Source organism: Aquimarina sp. AWH4_224 (assembly GCF_056160245.1).
The window spans coordinates 559,146-581,641 of record NZ_JBSWWU010000002.1; the positions used below are offsets into that span (position 1 = coordinate 559,146).

Annotated in this window: 22 protein-coding genes and 1 tRNA gene; 20 read left to right on the top strand and 3 right to left on the bottom strand. The window is 35.9% G+C overall.

The genetic code is table 11. The features are described 5' to 3' along the window. The first annotated feature begins 136 nt into the window (after window positions 1-136). From ACXAGJ_RS05800 to ACXAGJ_RS05820, 5 genes are all read left to right on the top strand, one after another. Complete coding sequence (locus ACXAGJ_RS05800; RefSeq protein WP_474837959.1) at window positions 137-718, top strand: RNA polymerase sigma factor; 582 nt, start codon at window positions 137-139, stop codon at window positions 716-718. Between the two features lie 4 nt (window positions 719-722). Further along, entirely contained in the window at window positions 723-1,484 is a 762-nt protein-coding gene (locus ACXAGJ_RS05805) for a hypothetical protein (RefSeq protein WP_474837961.1), read from the top strand. A 193-nt stretch (window positions 1,485-1,677) separates the two neighbouring features. Further along, window positions 1,678-1,950 (top strand): hypothetical protein, encoded by a 273-nt coding sequence (locus tag ACXAGJ_RS05810; RefSeq protein ID WP_474837963.1) that lies wholly within the window; start codon window positions 1,678-1,680, stop codon window positions 1,948-1,950. 108 nt (window positions 1,951-2,058) lie between these two features. After that, entirely contained in the window at window positions 2,059-2,601 is a 543-nt protein-coding gene (locus ACXAGJ_RS05815; RefSeq protein ID WP_474837965.1) for an RNA 2'-phosphotransferase, read from the top strand. 236 nt (window positions 2,602-2,837) lie between these two features. Beyond that, a complete protein-coding gene (locus ACXAGJ_RS05820; RefSeq protein WP_474837967.1) occupies window positions 2,838-3,143 on the top strand; it encodes a hypothetical protein in 306 nt (101 codons plus the stop codon). A gap of 61 nt (window positions 3,144-3,204) precedes the next feature. Here ACXAGJ_RS05820 and ACXAGJ_RS05825 read toward each other — a convergent pair whose 3' ends face one another. Continuing rightward, window positions 3,205-4,215 carry a helix-turn-helix transcriptional regulator gene (locus tag ACXAGJ_RS05825; RefSeq protein ID WP_474837969.1) on the bottom strand — a complete coding sequence of 337 codons (1,011 nt, stop codon included), beginning with the start codon at window positions 4,213-4,215 and terminating at the stop codon, window positions 3,205-3,207. Window positions 4,216-4,329: 114 nt separating this feature from the next. Here ACXAGJ_RS05825 and ACXAGJ_RS05830 point away from each other — a divergent pair, with 114 nt between their 5' ends. The 14 genes from ACXAGJ_RS05830 to ACXAGJ_RS05895 all read left to right on the top strand — a co-directional run bounded on the left by ACXAGJ_RS05830 (window position 4,330) and on the right by ACXAGJ_RS05895 (window position 18,271). Next, window positions 4,330-4,944 carry an RNA polymerase sigma factor gene (locus ACXAGJ_RS05830; RefSeq protein WP_474837971.1) on the top strand — a complete coding sequence of 205 codons (615 nt, stop codon included), beginning with the start codon at window positions 4,330-4,332 and terminating at the stop codon, window positions 4,942-4,944. Between the two features lie 62 nt (window positions 4,945-5,006). After that, window positions 5,007-6,395, top strand: coding sequence for an RtcB family protein (locus ACXAGJ_RS05835; RefSeq protein WP_474837973.1), 1,389 nt, complete (start codon window positions 5,007-5,009; stop codon window positions 6,393-6,395). Next, complete coding sequence (locus ACXAGJ_RS05840; RefSeq protein WP_474837975.1) at window positions 6,368-7,258, top strand: hypothetical protein; 891 nt, start codon at window positions 6,368-6,370, stop codon at window positions 7,256-7,258. The genes ACXAGJ_RS05835 and ACXAGJ_RS05840 overlap by 28 nt, the downstream gene beginning before the upstream one ends. Before the next feature lie 42 nt (window positions 7,259-7,300). Further along, a complete protein-coding gene (locus ACXAGJ_RS05845) occupies window positions 7,301-8,170 on the top strand; it encodes an aldose 1-epimerase family protein (protein ID WP_474837977.1) in 870 nt (289 codons plus the stop codon). A gap of 957 nt (window positions 8,171-9,127) precedes the next feature. Next, the gene (locus ACXAGJ_RS05850) at window positions 9,128-10,519 is read left to right on the top strand and encodes an RtcB family protein (protein ID WP_474837979.1); all 1,392 of its coding nucleotides are present in this window, start codon (window positions 9,128-9,130) and stop codon (window positions 10,517-10,519) included. Window positions 10,520-10,666: 147 nt separating this feature from the next. Next, window positions 10,667-11,362 carry a peptide chain release factor H gene (prfH, locus tag ACXAGJ_RS05855; protein ID WP_474837981.1) on the top strand — a complete coding sequence of 232 codons (696 nt, stop codon included), beginning with the start codon at window positions 10,667-10,669 and terminating at the stop codon, window positions 11,360-11,362. Window positions 11,363-11,366: 4 nt separating this feature from the next. Beyond that, the gene (locus ACXAGJ_RS05860) at window positions 11,367-11,894 is read left to right on the top strand and encodes a hypothetical protein (protein WP_474837983.1); all 528 of its coding nucleotides are present in this window, start codon (window positions 11,367-11,369) and stop codon (window positions 11,892-11,894) included. A 718-nt stretch (window positions 11,895-12,612) separates the two neighbouring features. After that, on the top strand, window positions 12,613-12,852 hold the full coding sequence (locus ACXAGJ_RS05865) for a hypothetical protein (RefSeq protein WP_474837985.1): 240 nt from the start codon (window positions 12,613-12,615) through the stop codon (window positions 12,850-12,852). A 413-nt stretch (window positions 12,853-13,265) separates the two neighbouring features. Continuing rightward, window positions 13,266-13,427 (top strand): hypothetical protein, encoded by a 162-nt coding sequence (locus tag ACXAGJ_RS05870; RefSeq protein WP_474837987.1) that lies wholly within the window; start codon window positions 13,266-13,268, stop codon window positions 13,425-13,427. Window positions 13,428-13,502: 75 nt separating this feature from the next. Beyond that, complete coding sequence (locus ACXAGJ_RS05875) at window positions 13,503-15,482, top strand: tetratricopeptide repeat-containing sensor histidine kinase (RefSeq protein WP_474837989.1); 1,980 nt, start codon at window positions 13,503-13,505, stop codon at window positions 15,480-15,482. Between the two features lie 12 nt (window positions 15,483-15,494). Further along, window positions 15,495-16,163: a DNA-binding response regulator gene (locus ACXAGJ_RS05880; protein ID WP_474837991.1), complete on the top strand. Its 669-nt coding sequence runs from the start codon at window positions 15,495-15,497 to the stop codon at window positions 16,161-16,163. Window positions 16,164-16,635: 472 nt separating this feature from the next. Further along, entirely contained in the window at window positions 16,636-17,205 is a 570-nt protein-coding gene (locus ACXAGJ_RS05885; protein WP_474837993.1) for an RNA polymerase sigma factor, read from the top strand. A 776-nt stretch (window positions 17,206-17,981) separates the two neighbouring features. Further along, window positions 17,982-18,054 (top strand) — tRNA-Arg (locus ACXAGJ_RS05890). Window positions 18,055-18,094: 40 nt separating this feature from the next. After that, window positions 18,095-18,271 carry a hypothetical protein gene (locus ACXAGJ_RS05895; protein WP_474837995.1) on the top strand — a complete coding sequence of 59 codons (177 nt, stop codon included), beginning with the start codon at window positions 18,095-18,097 and terminating at the stop codon, window positions 18,269-18,271. 137 nt (window positions 18,272-18,408) lie between these two features. Here the strand turns inward: ACXAGJ_RS05895 and ACXAGJ_RS05900 are convergent, their stop codons facing one another. Together ACXAGJ_RS05900 and ACXAGJ_RS05905 are read right to left on the bottom strand one after the other, a co-directional pair. Then, window positions 18,409-20,115 carry a tetratricopeptide repeat protein gene (locus tag ACXAGJ_RS05900; protein WP_474837997.1) on the bottom strand — a complete coding sequence of 569 codons (1,707 nt, stop codon included), beginning with the start codon at window positions 20,113-20,115 and terminating at the stop codon, window positions 18,409-18,411. A 14-nt stretch (window positions 20,116-20,129) separates the two neighbouring features. Beyond that, entirely contained in the window at window positions 20,130-21,821 is a 1,692-nt protein-coding gene (locus tag ACXAGJ_RS05905; protein ID WP_474837999.1) for a helix-turn-helix domain-containing protein, read from the bottom strand. A gap of 365 nt (window positions 21,822-22,186) precedes the next feature. Between ACXAGJ_RS05905 and ACXAGJ_RS05910 the strand changes: the two genes are divergently transcribed. Further along, window positions 22,187-22,435 (top strand): hypothetical protein, encoded by a 249-nt coding sequence (locus ACXAGJ_RS05910; protein ID WP_474838001.1) that lies wholly within the window; start codon window positions 22,187-22,189, stop codon window positions 22,433-22,435. The last annotated feature ends 61 nt before the right edge of the window (window positions 22,436-22,496 follow it).

The window sequence follows — 22,496 nt, forward strand, 5'->3', positions numbered from 1 at the left end:
TTAATAGCAAAGAACGTAAAAATGTTACTTTTATAGTTTGAAATATTTAGCATGGATCTCGTAAGATAGATCCGTGGAAGAATTAAGAACACGATAAGCCTAAAAGTAACGTTTTACTGCTATAGCACATAAATCTATGAGCGTACAAGACGAGCGCAACATTTTAGAAGGTATTTCTAGGGGAGATGAAGCGGTGATAAAAACGTTTTATCGAACAAATATTGGCCATATAAAAAGGTATGTTTTGCAAAACTCAGGTAACGAAGCCGATGTAGAAGATGTATTTCAGGATGCAATGGTACTGTTGTATCAAAAATTGAAATCAAATTCGCTGGTAGTCACTGCTTCGATACATACCTATTTTTATGCGGTTTGTAAAAATATTTGGAGGAATCGATTGCGGAAAAATAGCAAAATGATTCGCAAAGCCGAAGTACTTGACCATCCCGAAGACCAACTAAGTGAAGATATTAGTAAAGATATCGAACAAAAAGAAAGGGAACACTTATATCGAAAATATTTTAGTAAATTAAGTGATACTTGCAAAAAAGTTTTAGGTTTAGTATTTGCAGGGAAAAGTATGAAAGAAATAGCGAGTGAGACGGAATACTCTGAAGGATATACCCGAAAGAAAAAGTTTGACTGCAAAAAATCGTTGATCGAAATGATCGAAAGAGATCCTATGTATAACGAGTTAAAAGCCGAACCTGAAAACTAAAGTAATGGAAAGAAGTCAGGAATTGTTTGAAAAAATAGAAGGCTACCTTAACCAAACCTTAACGCCAGAGGAGCAAACCGCTTTTGAAAAAGAGCTATTGGCGAGTACTGCCTTGCAAGAAGAGGTAGAAAAGCATAGGGTGTTGCACGAAACTTTGAGCGATACGGATACCCTGGCATTTCGGGAAAAATTGATTCGTATTAGTCAGGAGATTAAAGAAGAGGAACAAAAATCTACATCCGGGTTTTGGCAATATTGGAAAATTGCGGCTTCCATAGTGGTTATTATAGGGGTGAGCGCTTTGTTGTGGTTCTCAGGTTTTGGTAAGAATCAAAATGAAGACTTATACGCTACTTACTACGAACCTTTTCCAGTAGAAGATACCACACGTGGTGAGGATACTCAGGGTTTTGTAGATGTATTAAACAAATATTCCAAAGGAGAATATCAACAAATTCTTCCCAAACTAGAGGAAATAGTAAATGCAAAGCAAACCGATTCATTGGGTAATCGGTCATCCACAAATCAGTTTAATTTATATCTTGGGAATAGCTACATGAATACCAATCAAGAAAAGAAAGCGATTCCCGTCTTTGAAAGTATTGCTAAAAGCAGCAAATACTACGAAAATGCGCAGTGGTATTTGGCCCTTACCTATCTAAAATTAGGAAAACCTATAAAAACAAAATCTTTACTCGAAGGATTGATCCAATACAATGGTGTTTATAAAGACAAATCCGTTAAACTGCTCGAAGAGCTACCCTAAGTTGTAGTCTCTGTTTCATATTTAATTCTCTTTTATCATTTAAAAATACGGATTCCAATCTAGGTACGCAGCACTTCCTTTTTCCTAAAAAATCGCTTTATAGGGTAACAAATCCAAATCTCATAACACTTATCTAAAATTCCCTCCCATAATAAAATGAGATAAAGAAGTAAGTCAGAAAAAAGAAGCAATTATGAATGGTATTATTGAACACATTGAGCTTATTGAAAGAATTGATCAACTTATCCGTTTACAAGCTACGGGAACTCCCGGAGATTTGGCGCATCGATTAGGAATTTCCAAATCCAAATTGTACCGATTAATTAATACGATGAAGTCCTTGAATGCTCCAGTAGAGTATGATGTAGTAGTACAAAGTTATGTGTATTCGGAAGCTGTGGGGTTTAGATTTGGGTTTTACCAGAAGAAAGAAATCTTAGGACGATCCTACGCAATCGTAAGTTGAAGATCGAATGACAAAAAACAATTTTGTGAATCCTGTTCTTTGGTTTTTGTATTGGTCAACTCTTAACTTTGTACGTTTAAAACCTAATACACAAAAATTGGCCAGCTTATGACAAATACTCCAAAACTAGATATAGAAAACCTAATCAATTATTGGCTTCGACACAATCCCGATGATGGAGGGATTGTTTTAGACGAATATGGTTGGGTAAAGATTGAGGATTTATTAGCGGCCTTGGCAAAAAGAGATATTCATCTGGAAAAAGAAGATCTGATCGAAATGAATGCCAATTTTGATCCGGTAAAATGGAAAATAGACCTTACCCAAAATACCATCAAATCTTCACACGGCCATTCGATTGCTATTCTGCATGAAGATGCCACTTTTGTACCTTCTACGTTATATCATGGTACGGGAGCACAATATATCGATAGTATCAAAAAGGAGGGCTTAAAATCAATGAAGCGGCAGTATGTACATCTTACAGACGATGTAGATCTTGCTACCGAGGTTGGTAGCAGACATGGCACACCGGTTATCATCAAGATTGATACGGTTCAACTACTAGACAAAGGCTGGAAATTTTACAAGACGGAAAAAGACGTATGGCTTACCAGGGATATTCCTTTTGATTTTCTTTTGCTAGAATAGCAAACCCAGGAGTAGGTCAATTTTATAAAATTGACTTTGTTTTGTTTGCTTTCATTTAAAATTGTCTATAGCTTGTCATTGCAATATTCCGGAATACGCATTTTTTCTTCACATCCAGATTTGCTGTAATCGAATTGTTAATAGGGTTTGATACAGCAATGTTTGGTGACGACCACTACGTTGGATATGAGGAATACATTTTAATTCAAATCAATAATTAATTAAAATTTTAAACAATGAAAAAAAGCAAAATTTTTACAATGTTGATGATATGTATGGGGATATTGTTTTTTATGGGAACAGGTTTTTCTTCAAAAGCTAGTTCTCCAGTCGAGAAGGATGAAATTATTTCGAATGGAGAGTACAAGGTATGTACTAGTGTAAGGTTACCAGGAAATGTTTTTATGGATGGCCCATGTTCTACTGCTTGCGGATATAGTGCTGCAAAACAGTGTGCCTTTGATATTGCTAGAGGGCTTTATCCCGAGGCAGTATCGATAAGTGTAAGAACTTCTACTAAGCTGGCTCCAAGATGCCTATAATGTAAGGGGGTAAACTAGAGAGGTTTTTCTTCTCTAGTTTCTTTTCAAATAGAAACCAAAATTATAAGTATAAGTTAGCCGCTTTTTCCAGCTTTTTTCGAATTCTCTTACGTAGTGTTCTGGGTTCCAATACTTCAATACTTTCTCCAAAGCCAAGAATCAAACGGTCCAACTCAAAATTTAGATGTACATACAGTTTAATGGTCACACTACCATCTTCATGTTTTTCAATAAGTTCTTGAGAGTGATGAAAAGGTTTAGTGATCACATAGGGGGCATTATTACGATCCACTTTGAGCAATACTTCTTGTAATTGCTCATCGTTAAGCACGGTTACTCCAATAGTGTTTTTGAAATACAAATCTCCATTAAAACTTTCATTTAGATAGGGTAGAGAAGTATCATAATCAATTTGTATGATACGATCTAATGCCAAAGTAAGTATGGGTTTGTTGGCTGTTATTTTACCTACCAAAAACCATCGGTTATTAAACTCTTTCAGAATAAAAGGATAAAATACAAATTCATTGGCCTGTCGCGCGGTAAAAGATTGATAAGTGATTTTTAAAACTATTTTTTTAAGGATGGCTTGATATAGCGTATCCAAATACTCCAGCCCTTTTAAATTTTCGTTTTTATCCAGATGAATGATTGCGGATTGATGGGTCTTTTCGGTATATACTTTGTCCTCTAATCGTTGAATGATCCCACCCAGTTCAGAGAATAAAGAGAAATCTTTAAACTGCTTCAGCATTTCTACGGTTTCGGATAAGACATTCATATCATTTTCGGTCAAAGGGATATCGGTAATAGAGTACTCCGGATCCGAATAGTGATAGTATTTTCGATCATATACGGCGATGGGGGCGTTGTACCCCAATTTGTCACTTCGCATCATCTGGATGTCGAGTTGCACCGTGCGTTTACTCACATTTACATCCCTACCTTCATATTCATATAAGGCATCAGAACAAGCCTCGATCAAAAGATCTAATGTCCATTGTCGATTGTTGTTTTGCAGGCACTTGTCAATGGTTTTGTAACGGATTAATGCATTTTTAGTTTGCGCCATAGCCTGTTGTTTTCCACAAAATTAACTCATATTTCTTACTGCGCAAAAAGATTGCGTAGCTCAATTCGAGATTTGTGGTATCAAAATCAAAAAACTCTTAAAACAAACAGCTTAGTGGAAAAACAAAATCAAAAAATTAGTAGGGGAATTGTAAATGGAGATACCAAAACAATTAAGGCTTTTTATCGGCATAACTATCAAGGTGTACGAAAAATGATTCTTCAACATTCGGGAAGGGAAGAAGATGTTGATGATATCTTTCAGGAAGCCCTGGTATTTTTATTTCAGAAATTAAAACAGGAACATTTTGTGTTAGAAAGCTCTATACACGCTTACTTTTATGGAGTATGTAAGAATATGTGGAGAAACCAACTACGTAAGAAAAGAAGATTTGCAACAGCATATCCTCTAGAGCGGAAGCTTGCCGATACTGCTGATATTATGGAAGCTTTCGAACAACAAGAGCGACAGCGTTTGTATCAAAAGTATGTTCTGAAATTAAACCTCTCACAAAAGAAAGTACTCGATCATTTTTTAGAAGGGAAATCCATGCAAGAAATCGCAAACCTGATGGGATATACCGAAGCTTATGCACGCAAAAAGAAATTCAAAACCAAAGAACAACTTATGGCAATGATAGAGCGAGACCCTTTGTATCGAGAAATAACTAATCGAGATTCCAAACGCTATTTTCAAAAAGTTAGATCTCTACGCAAATTAATTGCGTAGTTATATCAAACATTTGTAGTAACATTATAACGGGCAATGTAAGATTGCCAAACAGAAATAAGATGGAAAACAAGAAAAACATCACCGGAAAAACATTAATCGATTTAGGATTCAGATCAGGAAAGTGGTTTCCTGAGGCCATCGATCATATCAATACGTATCAATTACAAGGAGAACAAATGATGGGCTATCTGGAACAGTTCAAATCACCTCCATTGGTGGATTTACATGCAGACACGGTTCCGTTTTCGGTGAACATCAAAGCCGAAAATGAGTTAGAAGAAAGTAATGTAAACTCGGTTGTGAAATCGATGCAAACCTTGATGAAGACACCAACCCTGGTAGATGGTGCGATTATGCCTGATGCGTGTCCTACGGGACCAGAAGGTACCATCCCCGTGGGTGGAGTGGCTGTGGCCAAAAATGCCATTCATCCAGGGATGCATAGCGCTGATATTTGTTGCTCAGTGATGCTTACCGATTTTGGTAAAATGGATCCTAAAAAAGTATTGGATGCTGCGGACCAACAAACACATTTTGGTCCTGGAGGTAGAGATCGAGATACGCAATATCGATTTCCAGAAGCTTTGCTTAAGGATTTTGAAGGTAACTTTATGCTGAATAACGAAAAGATGATCCAGGCCGCAAGAACTCACTTGGGAACCCAGGGTGATGGTAACCATTTCTTATTCGTGGGGACTTCCAAAAAAACGGGTAATACCATGATGATCACGCACCATGGATCCAGAGGAGTTGGAGCCAACTTGTATAAAACCGGAATGAAAATTGCCGAACGTTATCGAAGAGAAATGTCTCCAAAAACCTTGAAGCAAAATGCCTGGATTCCTTTTGATACCGAAGAAGGACAAATCTATTGGGAAGCTTTGCAGATCATCAGAAAATGGACGAAGACGAATCATGAAGTGATTCATAATGCCACTTTGCAAGCTTTGCATGTAGATGGATGGGACCGATACTGGAATGAACATAATTTTGTGTTCAAAGATGAGGATCGATTTTATCATGCCAAGGGTGCGACACCATTAGACCCTAAGTTTATGCCAGACATCACCGGACCAAGATTAATCCCGTTGAATATGGCAGAACCGGTATTGATCGTAAACGGAGATACTACAGCAACCAACCTTGGTTTTGCACCGCATGGTGCTGGGCGTAACACCAGTAGAACCCAGCATAGAAAAAGCAAGGAGGGTAAAACGTTTGACGCCATTTTTGCTGAAGAGACTCAAGGATTGGATGTACGCTTCTTTTCAAAAGAGATCGATATTACCGAACTCCCAAGTGCCTACAAGAATGCCGAAACGGTAAGAAACCAGATGGAAGAATTTGGCTTGGGTACAGTAGAGGATGAGGTAATGCCCTACGGGAGTATCATGGCAGGTGATTGGCAAAAAAACGCTCCGTGGAGAAGGAAAAAAAGAAGAAGATAATGGAGAATTTGAAATTGAACGTGTTTAAAGTTCTTACCAATAAGATTACAAAAGAAGAGTTTGAAAAAATGCTTTATCAACCCCATGTTATTCGACAAATAGAATCTAATGAGTTTATTGAAAATTTAATCAATATAAATTATAGAGATAAGCATTGGAAATATGAATTAAGGAAAAAGACTTCAGATTACTTTTCAGAAGAGGATTTTCTAATTTCTTTGATTAAGTCACACTGTATTGATCTAATAGCAACCAAAGATTATGATAGGATTAAACACGTGTGTAGTGATTTAGGGTCTTTGTATGATTCATATTATGGAGAAGAATATACTACTCTTCTTAGTTTTAATAATTTTGATTGTGAATTCTATGCTATAGAGGGAGGTTTTGGTTTAATTACTCCTGAAAAGTTAATTGAACAAGTAAGATCATATGCAAGATTATTTTTGGAAGCATTTGAATCAAAGAATAGTGTAGATGAATTACTGAATCTTTCTGATGGAATATTTGAAGTTGAACAAAAGAATGTTTTAGATTATGAAGATCTAGTAGAATATTCAGAAAACCGTATTTTGAATATTGAGTCTAAAAACAAAACTTACAAGAATATTGGTAGTTTAGGATATGATGATAAAGTAATTGATAATATATATACGGAGGCAAAAATCTCATCAATATCGAAAGCTAAATCCTTGGCATTAATGTATCTTTTAGTTGGTTTTCCCTTTGTTATTGCAGGTATACTTGGGGTTTTAAATGAGAAAGATAGCACATTTGTTTATGTAAGTGTGCTTATTGGCTTCGGAATGGTTGTAACCGGTTTGTACTACCTTTTATTCTTACTAAAGAATAGAAATTTATAGTTTTATTATACTTTAATAGACAGAAACTCTTAAAACCTAATCATGCATACCATAGAAAACGATTTGCTACGTGTACAAATAGATCCTGTAGGAGCCGAACTGGCTAGTGTTTTTAAAAAAAGCGCACAACAGGAGTATATGTGGCAAGGAGATCCAAATATCTGGGGCAGTCAGGCCCCAGTACTTTTTCCGATCATCGGGGGATTAAAGGAAGGAACTTATTTTTTTAACGATACCACTTATCAATTGCCCAAACATGGTTTTATTCGATACAATCAAGGACTAAAAGTAGATCAACAATCACCCACCAAGGTATCTTTTTCACTAGAGAGTAATGCCGAGACATTGACCATGTATCCCTTTCGGTTTTATTTTGAAGTGGCTTTCGAATTGATCGAAAACAAGATTCAGGTATCTCATGTCGTAAAAAACGAGGATACTCAACGGTTGTATTTTAGTGCGGGCGGACATCCGGCATTTAATTGCCCTTTGAAAGAAGACGAAAGCTATGAGGAGTATTACATTACGCTAGGTGATGGAAAAGAACAAGAGAGTCACCTATTGTCTAACGAAGGATTGATACAACAGGATACCATTACCGTTTTTGAAGAAGGGAAAATCCAATTGACAGATACCTTGTTTGATCATGATGCGCTCATCTTTAAAGGAATTCATGCCAAGGAAGCTACACTACATCATCAAACAAAAGGAGCCATCCTAAAGATGAATTTTGAAGATTTTCCAGATTTGGGGATCTGGGCAAAACCCAAGGCACCGTTTGTATGTATCGAGCCCTGGCTAGGTCATGCCGATGTAGTAGATACCACTCAAAAATTAGAAGAAAAAGCTGGGATACAAACCTTGGATCAAGGGCAGACGCATACCAGTACATATAGCATTACGATCTTTTAATTTTGCTTGAAATGATTCTAAATACCATGATTTATGGCTAAAAATCATCGAATTTATTTTCAGAATCAAGGATTAATTACATATTTGTACCAGATTTGAAAACCAAAAAAACACGTTTTATAACGAATGACTGAAGTTTATATACATAAAAAGAGCGCTAAAAAGCGGTTTATGCAACCTGAGGTATAGGTATAAAACTGTAAAACGACTATAAAAAAGAAAGCGCTCAAGAAATTGGGCGCTTTTTTTGTAAAAAAAATGATATGATGTTTTGTAAATCTAAAATAAACCCGCTTGAAGGATAAGTCTAAGACCTACAGAGACTTGCATGTATGATTACTATCTGTTGAAAAACGGACAAGAATTCTATTGCCTAATTTTTAGTGTAACTATCTGATAGCCAATAAAATAATTTGAAATTTTATTTGCGTAATTCAAAAACTCATTTCATATTTGCACCGTCAAAACGATTAATGTTCATGACATGATTATACTGAGACGGACATTGAGCTCGTCGAAGTGTAAGCAAGAGAATAAATAATAATCTATAAAACCGAAGTACAATGATTGTTGAAATATCAAAAACTTTAGCTGCAGGAGAACCAGGTTCTTTTCAGCTACCGCTTCGGGACTTCACTATACAATAGTTGCTATATGATAGTACAAGAAGTCCGAAGCCCAAAAGTTTCGGATTTTTTTGTTGCTACGCTATCAGCCAGAGTCAAAACTCTGTAGAACACTGAAGCTGAACACTGAGCCTGCCGAAGTGTGTCGAAGTGAGTGTGTCAAAACCATCCGAGATTTTATCAAAACAATGCGTAAAGCGTTAGGGATTACGGCGGCATCCTTTTGTGTGGAGTCCTGAGGTTCTCGAAGGGATCTACATAAAAGATACAGCCAAAAGCCCGACCCACTGTCACGATAGTGCAGTAGGGGGACGCCCAAATTTTTGAAATCATGGGAAAGAAACTAAGCGGAAAAGACCTGATTAAACTGGGTTTTCCGAAAAACAATAGCATTAATGTGACTTTGGGTCATATCAATAGATATCATAAACGAATAAAAAAAGAACAAATATTAACTGAAGCCAAAAAAGTGCTGCTCAATCCCGAAAATTATAAAGGGGATGGAGTTTGGGGTAAGGTAGCCGAAAGTTTACTAAGCCCGGTCGAGGTAAAAAGACACGCTTTGAAAACGACACGATCTCCTTTTGCAATATATGGCGAAAATGAAATCGATGATCAGGCAAAATACCAACTGTATGATGCATTAAAATTACCGGTAGCCGTTGCAGGAGCATTAATGCCCGATGCACATACAGGATATGGATTGCCAATTGGTGGAGTGTTGGCCACCCAAGACGCTGTGATCCCTTATGGAGTAGGAGTGGATATAGGATGTAGAATGTGTTTAACGATATATCCGATACCAGTTTCTTTTTTGAAAGGAAAGAAACACCAACTCGAAAACATACTGGCAGAGCATACCAAATTCGGAATGTACGAAACCCATAAGATCAAACATGATCATGAGGTGTTTGAACGAGATGAGTTTACAACCATTCCATTTGTAAAGCGATTAAAAGACAAAGCCTATAAACAATTGGGAACCTCTGGAGGAGGAAACCATTTTGTAGAATTTGGCGAGGTAACCATTACCGATGTCGACAACGCTTGGGATTTGCCGGTGGGATCTTATATAGGATTGTTATCACATAGTGGATCTCGTGGATTGGGGGCCAATATTGCCAAACATTATACCTATCTGGCCACAAAGCAATGTCCGTTGCCCAAACATGTGCAACAACTAGCTTGGTTGGATATCAATACGCACGATGGGCAGGAATATTGGCTGGCCATGAACTTGGCAGGAGATTATGCAAAGGCATGTCACGATGATATTCATAAGAGAATTGGAAAACTACTGGGATCAAGACCAGTAGCCAAGATTGAAAATCATCACAATTTTGCCTGGAAACAAGAGGTAAATGGTGTGGAGTGTATTGTACACAGAAAGGGAGCTACCCCAGCCGCCAAAGGCGAGTTGGGAATCATCCCGGGATCGATGACGGCGCCAGGATTTATTGTAAGAGGACTGGGGAATGAGGCAAGTTTGCAATCGGCATCGCACGGAGCGGGACGAGTCTTATCCAGACGAAAATGTAAGGAAACCTTAACGCGTAGCGAAGTAAAAAAAGAATTAAAAGCGCACGAGGTAACCTTGATTGGCGGAGGGATAGACGAAGCACCCATGGCGTACAAGGACATCCATAAAGTGATGGCCAATCAACAAGAACTGGTGGAAGTGCTGGGGACATTTACACCAAAAATTGTAAGAATGGATACATAGAAGGAGGAAAGAGCATTACCGTTCACTTCGACAGGCTCAGTGTACGGTAAGCGCTCCATCTCTAGGAAGAAATAGGGATAACTCTGGAAATTTTGGTTCGTTTTTTCATCAATGGAAAAAATGAACAGGAAATAAAGAAAAAGAATTATGAATCAAAAGATAATACAAATAACTGCGGGTAGAGGTCCGGCAGAATGTTGCTGGGTAGTGGCCCAGGTACTTAAATATTTTTTGGAAGAGGTACAACAACAAGGTTTTGAATATACTGTCATTCAAAGAATCGCCGGAGTAGAAAACGGCACGGTACAATCGGCTACGGTACAGCTAGAAGGTAAAGAGCTGGATAGCTTTGTAAAAACGTGGATCGGTACTATACAATGGATCGGTACCTCGAGGTTTAGGAAGCATCATAAACGGAAAAATTGGTTTATCGGATTGTATGAATTGGAGCAAATCGCAAATCAACACATACATCAAAAGGATATCACTTTTGAAACCATGCGAAGCACCGGCCCTGGTGGGCAACATGTCAACAAGGTAAACTCGGCAGTACGGGCAACCCATCTGCCAACCAAAACCAGTGTGGTAGTGATGGATAGCAGATCGCAACATCAAAATAAAAAAGTAGCGATCCAAAGATTACAGGAAAAGCTGATTGCGATTGGCTTGGAGCAATTGAAACAATCGATCACCGATCAATGGGAAAATCATCTCTCGGTACAACGGGGAAATCCCATACGGGTGTACAAGGGATCAGATTTCAAAAAACAGAAGAAGGTAAAGACCTTCAAAACAAAAAGAAATCAACTCAAAAAAGAGTTGCGTAACGAATTAAAGAACTAGAACAATGAATAACCTATTAGATAAGTACTTGCTTCAGGCGCTGGATGCATACCCATACAATCTCGACGAGGTGGTGGAGTCTTTGAACTATGCCCTATCGTATAACGAAAAGAATCCGATGGCGTTGTGCTTACTGGGGCAGATCCATGCCGAGAGCCTTAAAAATTATGAAGTAGCCAAAGAATATTTTCAGCAAGCTTTGGCAGAAGATATGTATACGTTGGAGGTGTACCCAAAATACATCAATGTATTACTATGGAATGAAGATTACAAAGAAGCCGAAAAATTGATTGATTTTGCACTAACAGTAAAAGGAACGGATAAAGCGATGTTATATCTTAAAAAAGCCATTCTTTTTGAACATAAAAGAAAGTATAAAAAAGCTTTAAAATGTTTGAAGTTGGCCAAAACCAATGCCTATAACAATCAATTTATTCATGATTTGAAAGAGGAGAAGAACAGAATCAAAGGCAAAATGCCAAGGAAAAAAACTGAGAATCAGCCCTCTGGAGAAGCGAAAAAGGACAATTAGGAAAATCTTGTAAGATTTCGTATATTAATACTATCAATGAACCAACATAATATACATATCGAAAAATTACAAGTACTGCTTGGGCAGTGTGATAGCAGATGGATTTTAATCAAATCCGTCGGCGGGACGTATGTAGATTATGGTGATTCTTTTACATAAGGAATACCAGAAAAATCAATATATCAGGAGCGTCCAAGAAATTGGGCGCTTTTTTTGTGGTATACAAATAGATAAATACATAAATCAACAAACACCTAAGTAAATGACCTCGGAGAAACCCATGAAGTAGTGATCAGAATATAATTTTGATTACCACGCAAACCTCAGAGGATTTAAATCTCGATTATCGAGTAAAACAGCAATTTAGGATTGCAACTATTGAATGATTTGAACGTAGTTTAATTGTAAAAACGAATACAAAGTAAAAACACCTTAAAAGTGATTGTAAAAAAGCAAATCGCTGATCTGTAAATGATTGCCTAAACCCCAAAAAATTCGCTAAATAGCGAATAGGGATATCTTTGCTTTTATTTATTGTAACTATTTGATAATCAATAAAATAAGTGTTAAAAAATTTGTAGATTTAAGAAAATATTTAGATATTTGGTACTCATTAAAACAATAAATAATATCTGTAATATTGACTACGCAAAATGAATGCGTAGTACTCGCAGAGATTTGTAGAACATATAATTTAAAAACAACTAAAATGTAAACAATGAAGTATAGTAAATTTTATAACAAGGATCAGGAGCTAATAGCCTTCCTGTTGGCCGATACTTTTGGAGGCATTCTTGGCGTAGGATTAGATACTTCGGTTGTTGATCCTCTTCCAGCCAACATGCACCAACCAAAAAGCATAAAAAAACTGAAAAGAGTAGTTGCAACTATATGTAAAAACTCTGGCGAGGTAGGAATTAGAGATAATTATACTTCCCGCAAGGCTTTAATTTCATAAAGCTGGTTTTTAGTAAAAGGAGTCACATAGGCTGGTTTTGATAACCCGCCGGTTTGATTGCCCTTAGTATCGGTTACTTGTTTCCTAGACGATAAGCGTATCGTATCGCAATAGGTGTTCTTTGGTGTGTTGATTCGCGCAAAAGAACTTAGTCAAACATCGATTGCCACAGATAGTGCTTAGGACTAAGGATCGACTAGGAATTGGTAATACGCTGATCCATTATAAATAATCCAACTGCAGTTGTCGGTTACCCAAAGGGGGAAAGTAGGGTGCCGCAACTGTACAGGATGTCTCTTTCCCAAAACCAAATGACCATTTCCCATGGGTATCAGGTAGGCAATACATGCCAATCTGGGGGTAGATACCTATGGCGTATCCCAAACACGGAAAACAAAAAAACAACAAACAACATGAAAACTTTGAAATACATATTATTAGCAATACTCCTAGGAATCAACTTAGTCTCTTGTGAGGCTCCTCCAATCCAGGATGAGGTTGGAATCGATCAAATCGAAACCGTTTCTATCAATGAGGATGAGGATGAGGAAGCAGATCCAGAAAAAGACGGGTAACCTTAATTTTATTAGAGCTTGATATATTATCAGGCTCTATTTATTTTTGCGTAATTTTAAGCAAAAATTTTGCTAATGCAATTTTGGTATAGATCCTTTCTGTATGCACAATTTTTATTTCTAGTCTTTAGTTGCTCGACCAAGGACCAAGAAATCGTTAGCGAACCCACCCAATTCAATTTGATTAAGGAAAAAGTTAAGCTTGCAAATGATAAAAGCCTAACTGTTAAGGAGCGTAAGACGCATCTAAAAATTGCAGATAGTATCATTAGTGGATTACCTGATAACCTAACAAAAGTAGGACAAATTCAAGATCTATCTGTTGATTATTATGTTCTAAAAGATTTTGAGCGTTACAAAAATCTTAATGAAGAGGCCTTAGTATTATCTAGAGTTATTGGTGATTCATCAAGGATTGCAAAATCTTACTACAATTTGGGAGTTTTTTATAGGTTTAATGATCCTGAAATGGCTTATAAACAGCTTTATGAGGCGAAAAAAATATACGAAGTTTTTGAAAAGGACAAGAACAAAGACCCTAAAAGTTTTGCTTATAACCATGGTAAAGTTCTAATAGATCTAGCAAAAATTAAGCGAAAATCAAAAGATTATGTAGAGAGTGAATCTTTGACAATTAAAGCACTTGAATTATTCAATTTAGTTGGGAAAAAGAAGTATATAACTATTTGCTATACAAATTTAGGTATCACTGCCAAATATTTAGAAAGGTATGATGACGCAATAGCTTATCATAAAAAAGGTATTGAAATTAGAAAAGGAACGGATCTGGAAACAAAACAAACTCTCATTTCCTTAAATAATATTGGGACCACTTATAAGTCTCAAAAAAAATATGATGATGCTAAGAAAGTATACCTTGAAGCTTTACTTTTTAAAGATTTTTTAAAGGATAATCCTCGAAATAATGCTAGATTAATAGATAATTTGGCGTATGTAAAATTCCTATCTAATGATTTAGAAAATATACCGGAGCTTTTTTTTGAAGCTTTAAAAATAAGAGATAGTATAAGGGATAAGGATGGTTTGACCACTAGTAATTTGCATTTAGCAGAATACTTTAAATCAATAGGTGATCATGGTATTTCCAAGAGATATGCTCTTAAAGCAGAAAGTATTGCTAAGGAATTAAATCACCATGATGATCTATTAAAATCGTTTCAAATGTTGTCTGAAGTTAGCAGAGGAGAAGAAGGGTTAGCTTATTCCAAAGCTTACATCAAACTAAATGACAGTTTGGTGAGGGAAGAACGGCAGTTTCGAGATAAAATCGCACGTATTCAATTTGAAACCGAAGAAAAAGAACAAGAAATTGTAGAAAAAGAACAGCAAATTGCAGCTGTAGAAAGTCAAAATACGATTTATCTCTTAGGAATGTTATTGTTGGTCATGGGAATCACTTTTGCCATCTATTTCTTTAGACAGCGTACCAAATACCTGGCGCAACAAAACCAGATGGTACAGTTTCAAGCCAGCTATGAAACCGAAACCCGGATCTCTAAACGGTTGCATGATGAGCTGGGGAATGATATTTTTCAGGTGATGTTGCAATATCAAAACGATCCCCATGATTCGCAGATCCTGGAAAAACTAAATACTACCTATGCCAGGGCACGAGATATTTCCAGAGAAAACAATGAGTTCGATATTGATGAATCCTTCCCTGAAGAACTAAGTGATATGCTAAAAAACTATACCAAAAATGGGATACAACTCTTGGTTCGTGGATTAGACAAAATCAACTGGCAAGGATTTGAAGCACCAGTAAAAATCACAGTCTATCGGGTACTACAAGAATTGATGACCAATATGCAAAAACACAGTCAGGCCAGTATGGTGGTTTTGGTATTTAACCAGGATAATAATACACTACACATCAAGTATACCGACAATGGGGTGGGGATCGATAAAACACAGCTACAATCCAAAAATGGACTACACAATACAGAAAAGCGTATTCGTGCTATAGATGGAACCCTTATCTTTGAATCCGAAAAAGAAAAAGGGTTTAAAGCTAACATCAGCATCCCTAATTAAAACGTTTACAAAATGTTTACGAAAGTATTGGTGGCAGAAGATTATGAAATTGCCAATCAAGGAATCATAAAAGTACTGAATGACAATATTGGTATTGCCGAAATTGAGGAAGCCAAATATTGTGATGATGCTTATCTTAAGTTTAGAAAAGCATTTCAGGATGATGCCCCGTTTCAGTTGCTTATTACGGATCTTTCTTTTCGGGAAGATCATAAAATACAAGTTAGAACCTCAGGCATCGATTTGATCAGAGATGTACGATTGATACAACCTGATATCAAGGTGATTGTATACTCTCAAGAAGATCGCCCAGACAAGATCAATATGTTGTTTGAGAAATACAAAATCAATGGCTATGTGTGTAAGGGACAACATGCCATCAAAGAATTGATCCATTGCGTTGGTGGTGTGTTCGAGGGTCAAACCGTGTTACCGCCCGAACTTACCGAAATGGCGGATAACGATGGTTTTGTAGAATTAGACGACCTGGATATGATTTTGCTAGAAGAACTGGCCAAAGGTTTTACCAAAAAGGAAATAAGACTCAAACTGATCGCCGAAAACATCACACCCAATGGCGAAAGCTCTATAGATAAAAGAGTAAGTAAGCTTTTTGATAATTTTCAGGCCAAAAATACTACACATTTGGTTGCGATTGTAAAAGATATGGGGTTGTTATAATAACTTTATCTTTTTGAGAAATACTGGTGTTCATTTCTTTTGTGGTGTATTCCTCTCGCTATGCTCGTCGGATACAATAAGAAACAAACCAAAGAAAAGTACACTTTTTTATCTGTTTGTTTTTATTGTTTTTCAATTGTCAGATAGAATTCGCCATTATGAGGTAAATGAGTATCAAACTAATTATTATGTCTCATTTCATAGGAATTTTTTAGCTCCCGCTAAAAACCATCCTGAAAACTCCGCGGCGCTATACGCCTGAATCTCGGAGCTTTATCAGGATTATTCTTTTGAAAAGAAAAACCCACCAATATTACCAAATCGTAAAATTTTCTAAAAAAAATCACCCGTTTTACAGAAATCTGTAAGGAGATGTTGTGCTGTCGATTTAAGTTTGTATCAACTTAGCAATGGGGAATATACGGAGCAGTAAATTGCTGATCCATAATTAGAAACAGTACAAACTAACACAATGATGAATCAAGACCAAACCATCATCACAGGCATCATTCAAGGGGACGAAAGAATTTTAAACTGTTTTTACAAAGAGAATATACGATACGTACAAGGGTATATTCTTCGCAACTATGGAAACGCAGAAGATGTAGAGGACATCTTTCAGGATGCGTTGGTCGTGTTGTACCAAAAACTAAAAGCCGGTCTGCTAGAGATCAGAGTGCCTGTACGCACGTATTTCTATGGCATCTGCAAGAATCTTTGGCGTAACCGTTTGCGTAAAAAAATGAGATCGGTAGTCAATCATGCACATCATCGCTTTGATGAAGAAGTAGATGAGATCGGGTTCGAGGATATCGAAAACCAGGAACGAGAATTGTTGTACCGCAAACACTTTCAGAACCTAAGCGCTGATCACAGGGAATTATTAGGCTTAGTGTTCGAAGGGAAATCCATGAAAGAGATCTCGCAGATCAAGGGCTATTCGGTAGGGTACACTCGAAAAAAGAAGTTCCTGGCCAAAAAGAAGTTGTTGCGCATGATCGAAGAGGATCCAATGTACAACGAACTAAGAGCAGTTTGCTAAGTAGAATAAGCAAACAAAAAAGTGAATCGGATAGATGGCTTTCAAAAATAAATTTGGAAGTCTGGATTAAATCGCAAATATTTGTATAACAGAATGGTACAAAAAATCAAAAATATCACAACGATCTCACTGCATAAGCAGTGTAATTACCGTTGGATCCAGAACGGGTCTTTACGGGATTGGGCGTTGTATAGCTATTTTTGATTGTTTTATGAGATAAAATAAACACAAAAACTAGATATAACCAGAAGCGTCCAACAAATTGGACGCTTTTTTTATGAATTTTTTTCATCCAATGTACATACGCTAATACATACATAAAAATCACATTTGGAAGGTAAGCATCAGAGAGACAGTAGTATGCGATAACGATCCAATATCTGCATAAAGCGGACAGGAATTCCTATGTCTTAAAATTAAATGTAAGTAATTGACAATCAGTAAATTAAATCAAATTTTTCTTGTGTATTTCAAATATAGTTTTCATCTTTGCTTTGTGATTAAACACATCAAAACGAACAGCTCACATAACAATAGATAGAAAAGAAAATACATTTAAAAACAGAAAATCATGACACCAATTTGCACACTACATAGACTAAATCGCCTGGGAGCTAAGCAGGTGATCTACTGGTCTAATGTGTACATAAAGGGTGTCTGTAGTATAACAAGAAATAGGAAGCGTATGTAGTAGTTGCATCACATCCTAAGATCTAGAAGAAGACGCCCGAACACGGCGTCTTTTTTTATGCCCAATTTTTTCGGGCAACACACCAAGGAATATAGTTCAATCGGAGAGAACGTTGGGTTACGACCCCAGAGATGCGAGTTCGAGTCTTGCTATTCCTATCAGAATACAAACCATGTCTAATCCATAAATGATAAAACAATGGAAACTCACGTTACTAGCCAAAAAACAAGAACCAAGGGTTGGAAGCAGTTGATCACCGCAACAATGACGAGGTGGGCTGCAAGCTATATTCAATCCATGAGCAAAGCCTTGTACCCTCCTGAAACTAAAGGGGTACAAAGTAAAAACGATAGGCATCGTAGTTTTTATAAATAAACTATAGCTGTCCATCGACTTACAAAACAACAATATGTTGTGTGTTGATAGAACCCTGATCCAATGGGGCAGGATTGGGGTTCGACGTAGCGCCCTGCTATGGCATGGGATACATAGCGGGGCTTGATGAAGGATGTTTACAAACACTGTTTCTCTAACTCCTTAATAAAATACGAGGGATAAATCCCTGTTTTTTTATAGAAAGCTTTAGAAAAAGCTTCGGCATTATTAAAACCAATGTCTTGCGCAATAGCTTTTATGGTATATTTTCTAAAAATGGAATCCGTTTTTAGTTTATCGATCACATATTCGATACGTAAATCGTTGATATAGGCACTAAAACTCTTTTCTTTAAAGGTATTGATCACTTTGGATAGATAACTAGAGTTCGATCCAAAGCTTTTTGCCAGATCTTTGGCATTTAGATTAGATTTTAGATATCCTTTTTGGTCTTCAAATTGTTGCAATTGATCAATTAAATGATCAAAGGTTTCCTTAGTGATACCCGAAGAATTTGTTGTGGCAGTAACGATTTCCTCTTTTTGATCTTGAGTAGTAGTTTCTTCTAATAGTTTGGTAAATCGTGTTTTATAGAGTCTTTGTCGATAGTAGTAATAGGCAATACCCACCAAGCTTAAGCCCAAAAGGACCAAAATGATGATATTTTGCGTCGAAATTTTGGAGTTTTGTTGCTCTAAGGATGCTATTATGTTTTCTTTTTGTTTAAATAATACAGAAGTATCATACTCTTTGAAAATTTTATTGTTTAGTTTACCTAGATTTTTATCAGAGATGCTATCTAGATATATTAATCTATTCAAATAGTAAAGTTGATTTTTTTTATCATTTTTTGCTAAGTAATAGTCAATAATTTCTTTGTATGCGACTCGAGATTCTGATATTAAATAGTTGCTAGATTGAGAGATGGAATCTATTTTTTTGTAATTCTCAAGTGCTTTTTGTTGATCCGAAAGAGCCTCATAGCATTTCCCTAAATGAAGGTATGCATCAATTAGATTGTATTTTTCAGAAAAGTATTTGTTTTGTGGTTGATGGAAAGCGTTTATGGCTTTTTTAATGTTTGAAATAGCTGGGATGTAATCCTTTTGGTAATAGTTAATAACACCCTCGTGCAACCTAAAAAGATCTTGAATCGTCTTGCCTTTAGACATTTTTATTCCTTTGTTATTAAGAACAATTGCTGAATTAATTTCTCTTTTTTTTCTGTAGGAATCAACAAGTTCAGAAAGAGTAGATAGATAACTTAAAGTATCATTTTCGGTTTTCCAATTTTTAGAACCTTCATGGCGTAGTGATTTTCTAAATAATTGCTTAGCCTCTTCATACTTTCCTATCATCATTTTTAGGGTGCCGATATTATGTTGAATTATTGCCTTAAAATCGGGATCTTTTCTTTTTTCGGACCACTCTAAACCTTCTAGAAAGTTATCTAGTGCTATGTCAAATTTTCCTTGTCGATAATAGAGCATTCCTTTATTTACGTATAAAACGGAGGGATAATATTTGTAATTTGATTGTTTACCATAAATTATAGCACTATCCACGTAAGGTAAATATTGTTCATAATTTTTGGAGGAATAATAGAAGCTCGCAACTAAGCGGTATCCATTGGCAATTTTATTAGGATCCTCTTCTTGTTTGGTTTTTTCAAGAATTGCCATTGCATACGATTTAGCTTTTTGCAAGTTTGATTTTTTATAATCATTGTAAATTTTGAATAATTCTGAATAATCTAAAGTAACTAGTGAGTCAACAGACTGCCCATATCCAAAGCAGGAAACAGTAACACAGACAGTAAAAAGTATTTTGGTAATGGTATTCATCAATAAAAGGTTGTTTATAGGCACTGTTTCTCTAATTCCTTAATAAAATACGAAGGATAAATCCCTGTTTTTTTATAGAAAGCTTTAGAAAAAGCTTCCGCATTATTAAAGCCGATGTCCTGGGCGATGGCTTTTATGGTATATTTTCTAAAAATGGAATCCGTTTTTAGTTTATCGATTACATATTCGATACGTAAATCGTTGATGTAGGCACTAAAACTCTTTTCTTTAAAAGTATTAATCACTTTGGATAGATAACTAGAGTTAGATCCAAAGCTTTTTGCCAGATCTTTGGCATTTAAGTTGGATTTTAGATACCCTTTTTGATCTTCAAAGCGCTGCAATTGATCAATCAAATGATCAAAGGTTTCCTTGGTGATACCTGATGAATTTGCTGCAGTAACGATTTCCTCTTTTTGATCTGTAATAGTAGTTTCCTGCAATAATTTGGTAAATCGGGTTTTATACAGTCGTTGACGATAGTAATAATAGGCAATACCAAACAAACTTAATCCCAAAAGGATCAGAATGATGACATTTTGTATTGAAATTTTGGAGTTTTCTTGTTCCAAGGATGCTATTAGTTCTTCTTTTTCTTCAAGGAGAATGGGAGTGTCGAATTCGTTGTTCAACTTATCCGTAGTGGACTTATATCTGCCATGAAAGATACTATCATTATACAATAACCGATTGATATAATGGAGCTGATTATCTTTATCGTTTATCGATTTATAATACTTTATTAATTCTGGATATGCGGGCCTAGCTTCCGAAATTAAATCATTGGATAGATTAACAAAAGAGTCCATTTTCTTAAAATATCCTATCGCTTTCTCTTTTTGGTTTAAAGCTATATATGATTTACCTAGAAAAAAATATCCACTCATTAAATTATGATAGCCATAAGTTAAATTATAATTACAACTTAAAAACTCTTTAATACCCTCCCTAATTGTAAGTATTGCGCTATTGTAGTCATTGTTACAGTATTCTAATATTCCTTTGTTCAAAGTATAAACGCCTTTTATATCGGTAATTTGAGACATTTTCTTTCCTTGATTATAAAAGTAATGAGCTGAATCAATTTCCTTGCTTAATCTATAAATAGTTGTTAAATCAGCAAGAGACATTAAGTATCGTAATGAATCTATTAATCTTTTGTTTGTTTTTAAATTCTCGTATTGAAGGCATTTTTTGTAAAGTACTTTTGCTTCCTCGTATTTCCCTAATTTTCGTTTTATGTGGCCAATTTTGGAGTTAAAAACAGATTTATAGTACAAAGAATTCATTTTTTCAGAATTTTCTAATCCTTCTAGATAATACTCCAATGCTCTATTATAATCCCCTCTTAGTTGAGTTATTATCGCTTTGGTGTTACACATCGCTCCGGTTTGTAATACATGTTCTGTGTTTTTAACTTTTGCGAGACCACTATCAATATAAATGATCTGTTTTTCGTAATCGTCACCAACCAGATAAGATATCCAATGATAACCTCTAGCCATTTCAGAAATGCTATCTAGATTTTTTGCTTTTTGAAGATAAGCATCTGCAAAAATTCTATTTTTATCTTTTTTAAGGATATCTTTTTTCTGATAGAGTTCTTCAAACTCTAGATTTATTAAAGAATCAATAGACTGCCCATACCCAAAGAAGGATAGAAATATTAAAAGGATCAGAATTGAAATACTTCTTTTAAAGCGCATACGATAGCATTTATTTCAGATCAAAAGTATCTAAATAAAGAGGTAGAATTCAAAAATCTAAGAGCTATTCGTTAAAATGCTACACGGTTTTTATAAAATCCGAGTCCGGGTTATTGTGGTTTGACACTGTGATACGTAAACTGCTGTGAATTTGACTTTTATTATTTAAATAATTGATAATCAATATTTTAAACTTTGTTTTTACAGTCGGATTTTATAAAATCAGACTTATTTTGCTTGCAAAACATATGATTCTCCCCCTACTTTTGATGGCAACAAAACGCAAGGTCCTATCCTTATCTCGAGAAAGTAAGTGACATTATGATTGCGATAAAAATGAATACAAACTCAGTAAAGGGAAAAACATGAATGTCATTATCAAACAAATAGAATTAATAGCACGAATCGATCAGTTGATCCGTCTGGAAGCTACAGGTTGTCCAGTTAGTTTATCCAAACGATTGGGGATTTCAAAAACCACTTTGTATCGCATAATCAATACCATGAAAGATCTAAATGCTCCAGTGGTATACGATCCATATATTGAAAGCTTTGTATACGAAGAAGAGGTGGGTTTTCAGTTTGGATTTTTCCATCGCCAGGTAAGTGCTTGATATGGGGAAACAAAATAGCTATCCCATCCAAAAACCCTATATTGGTAACGTATTGGAATAA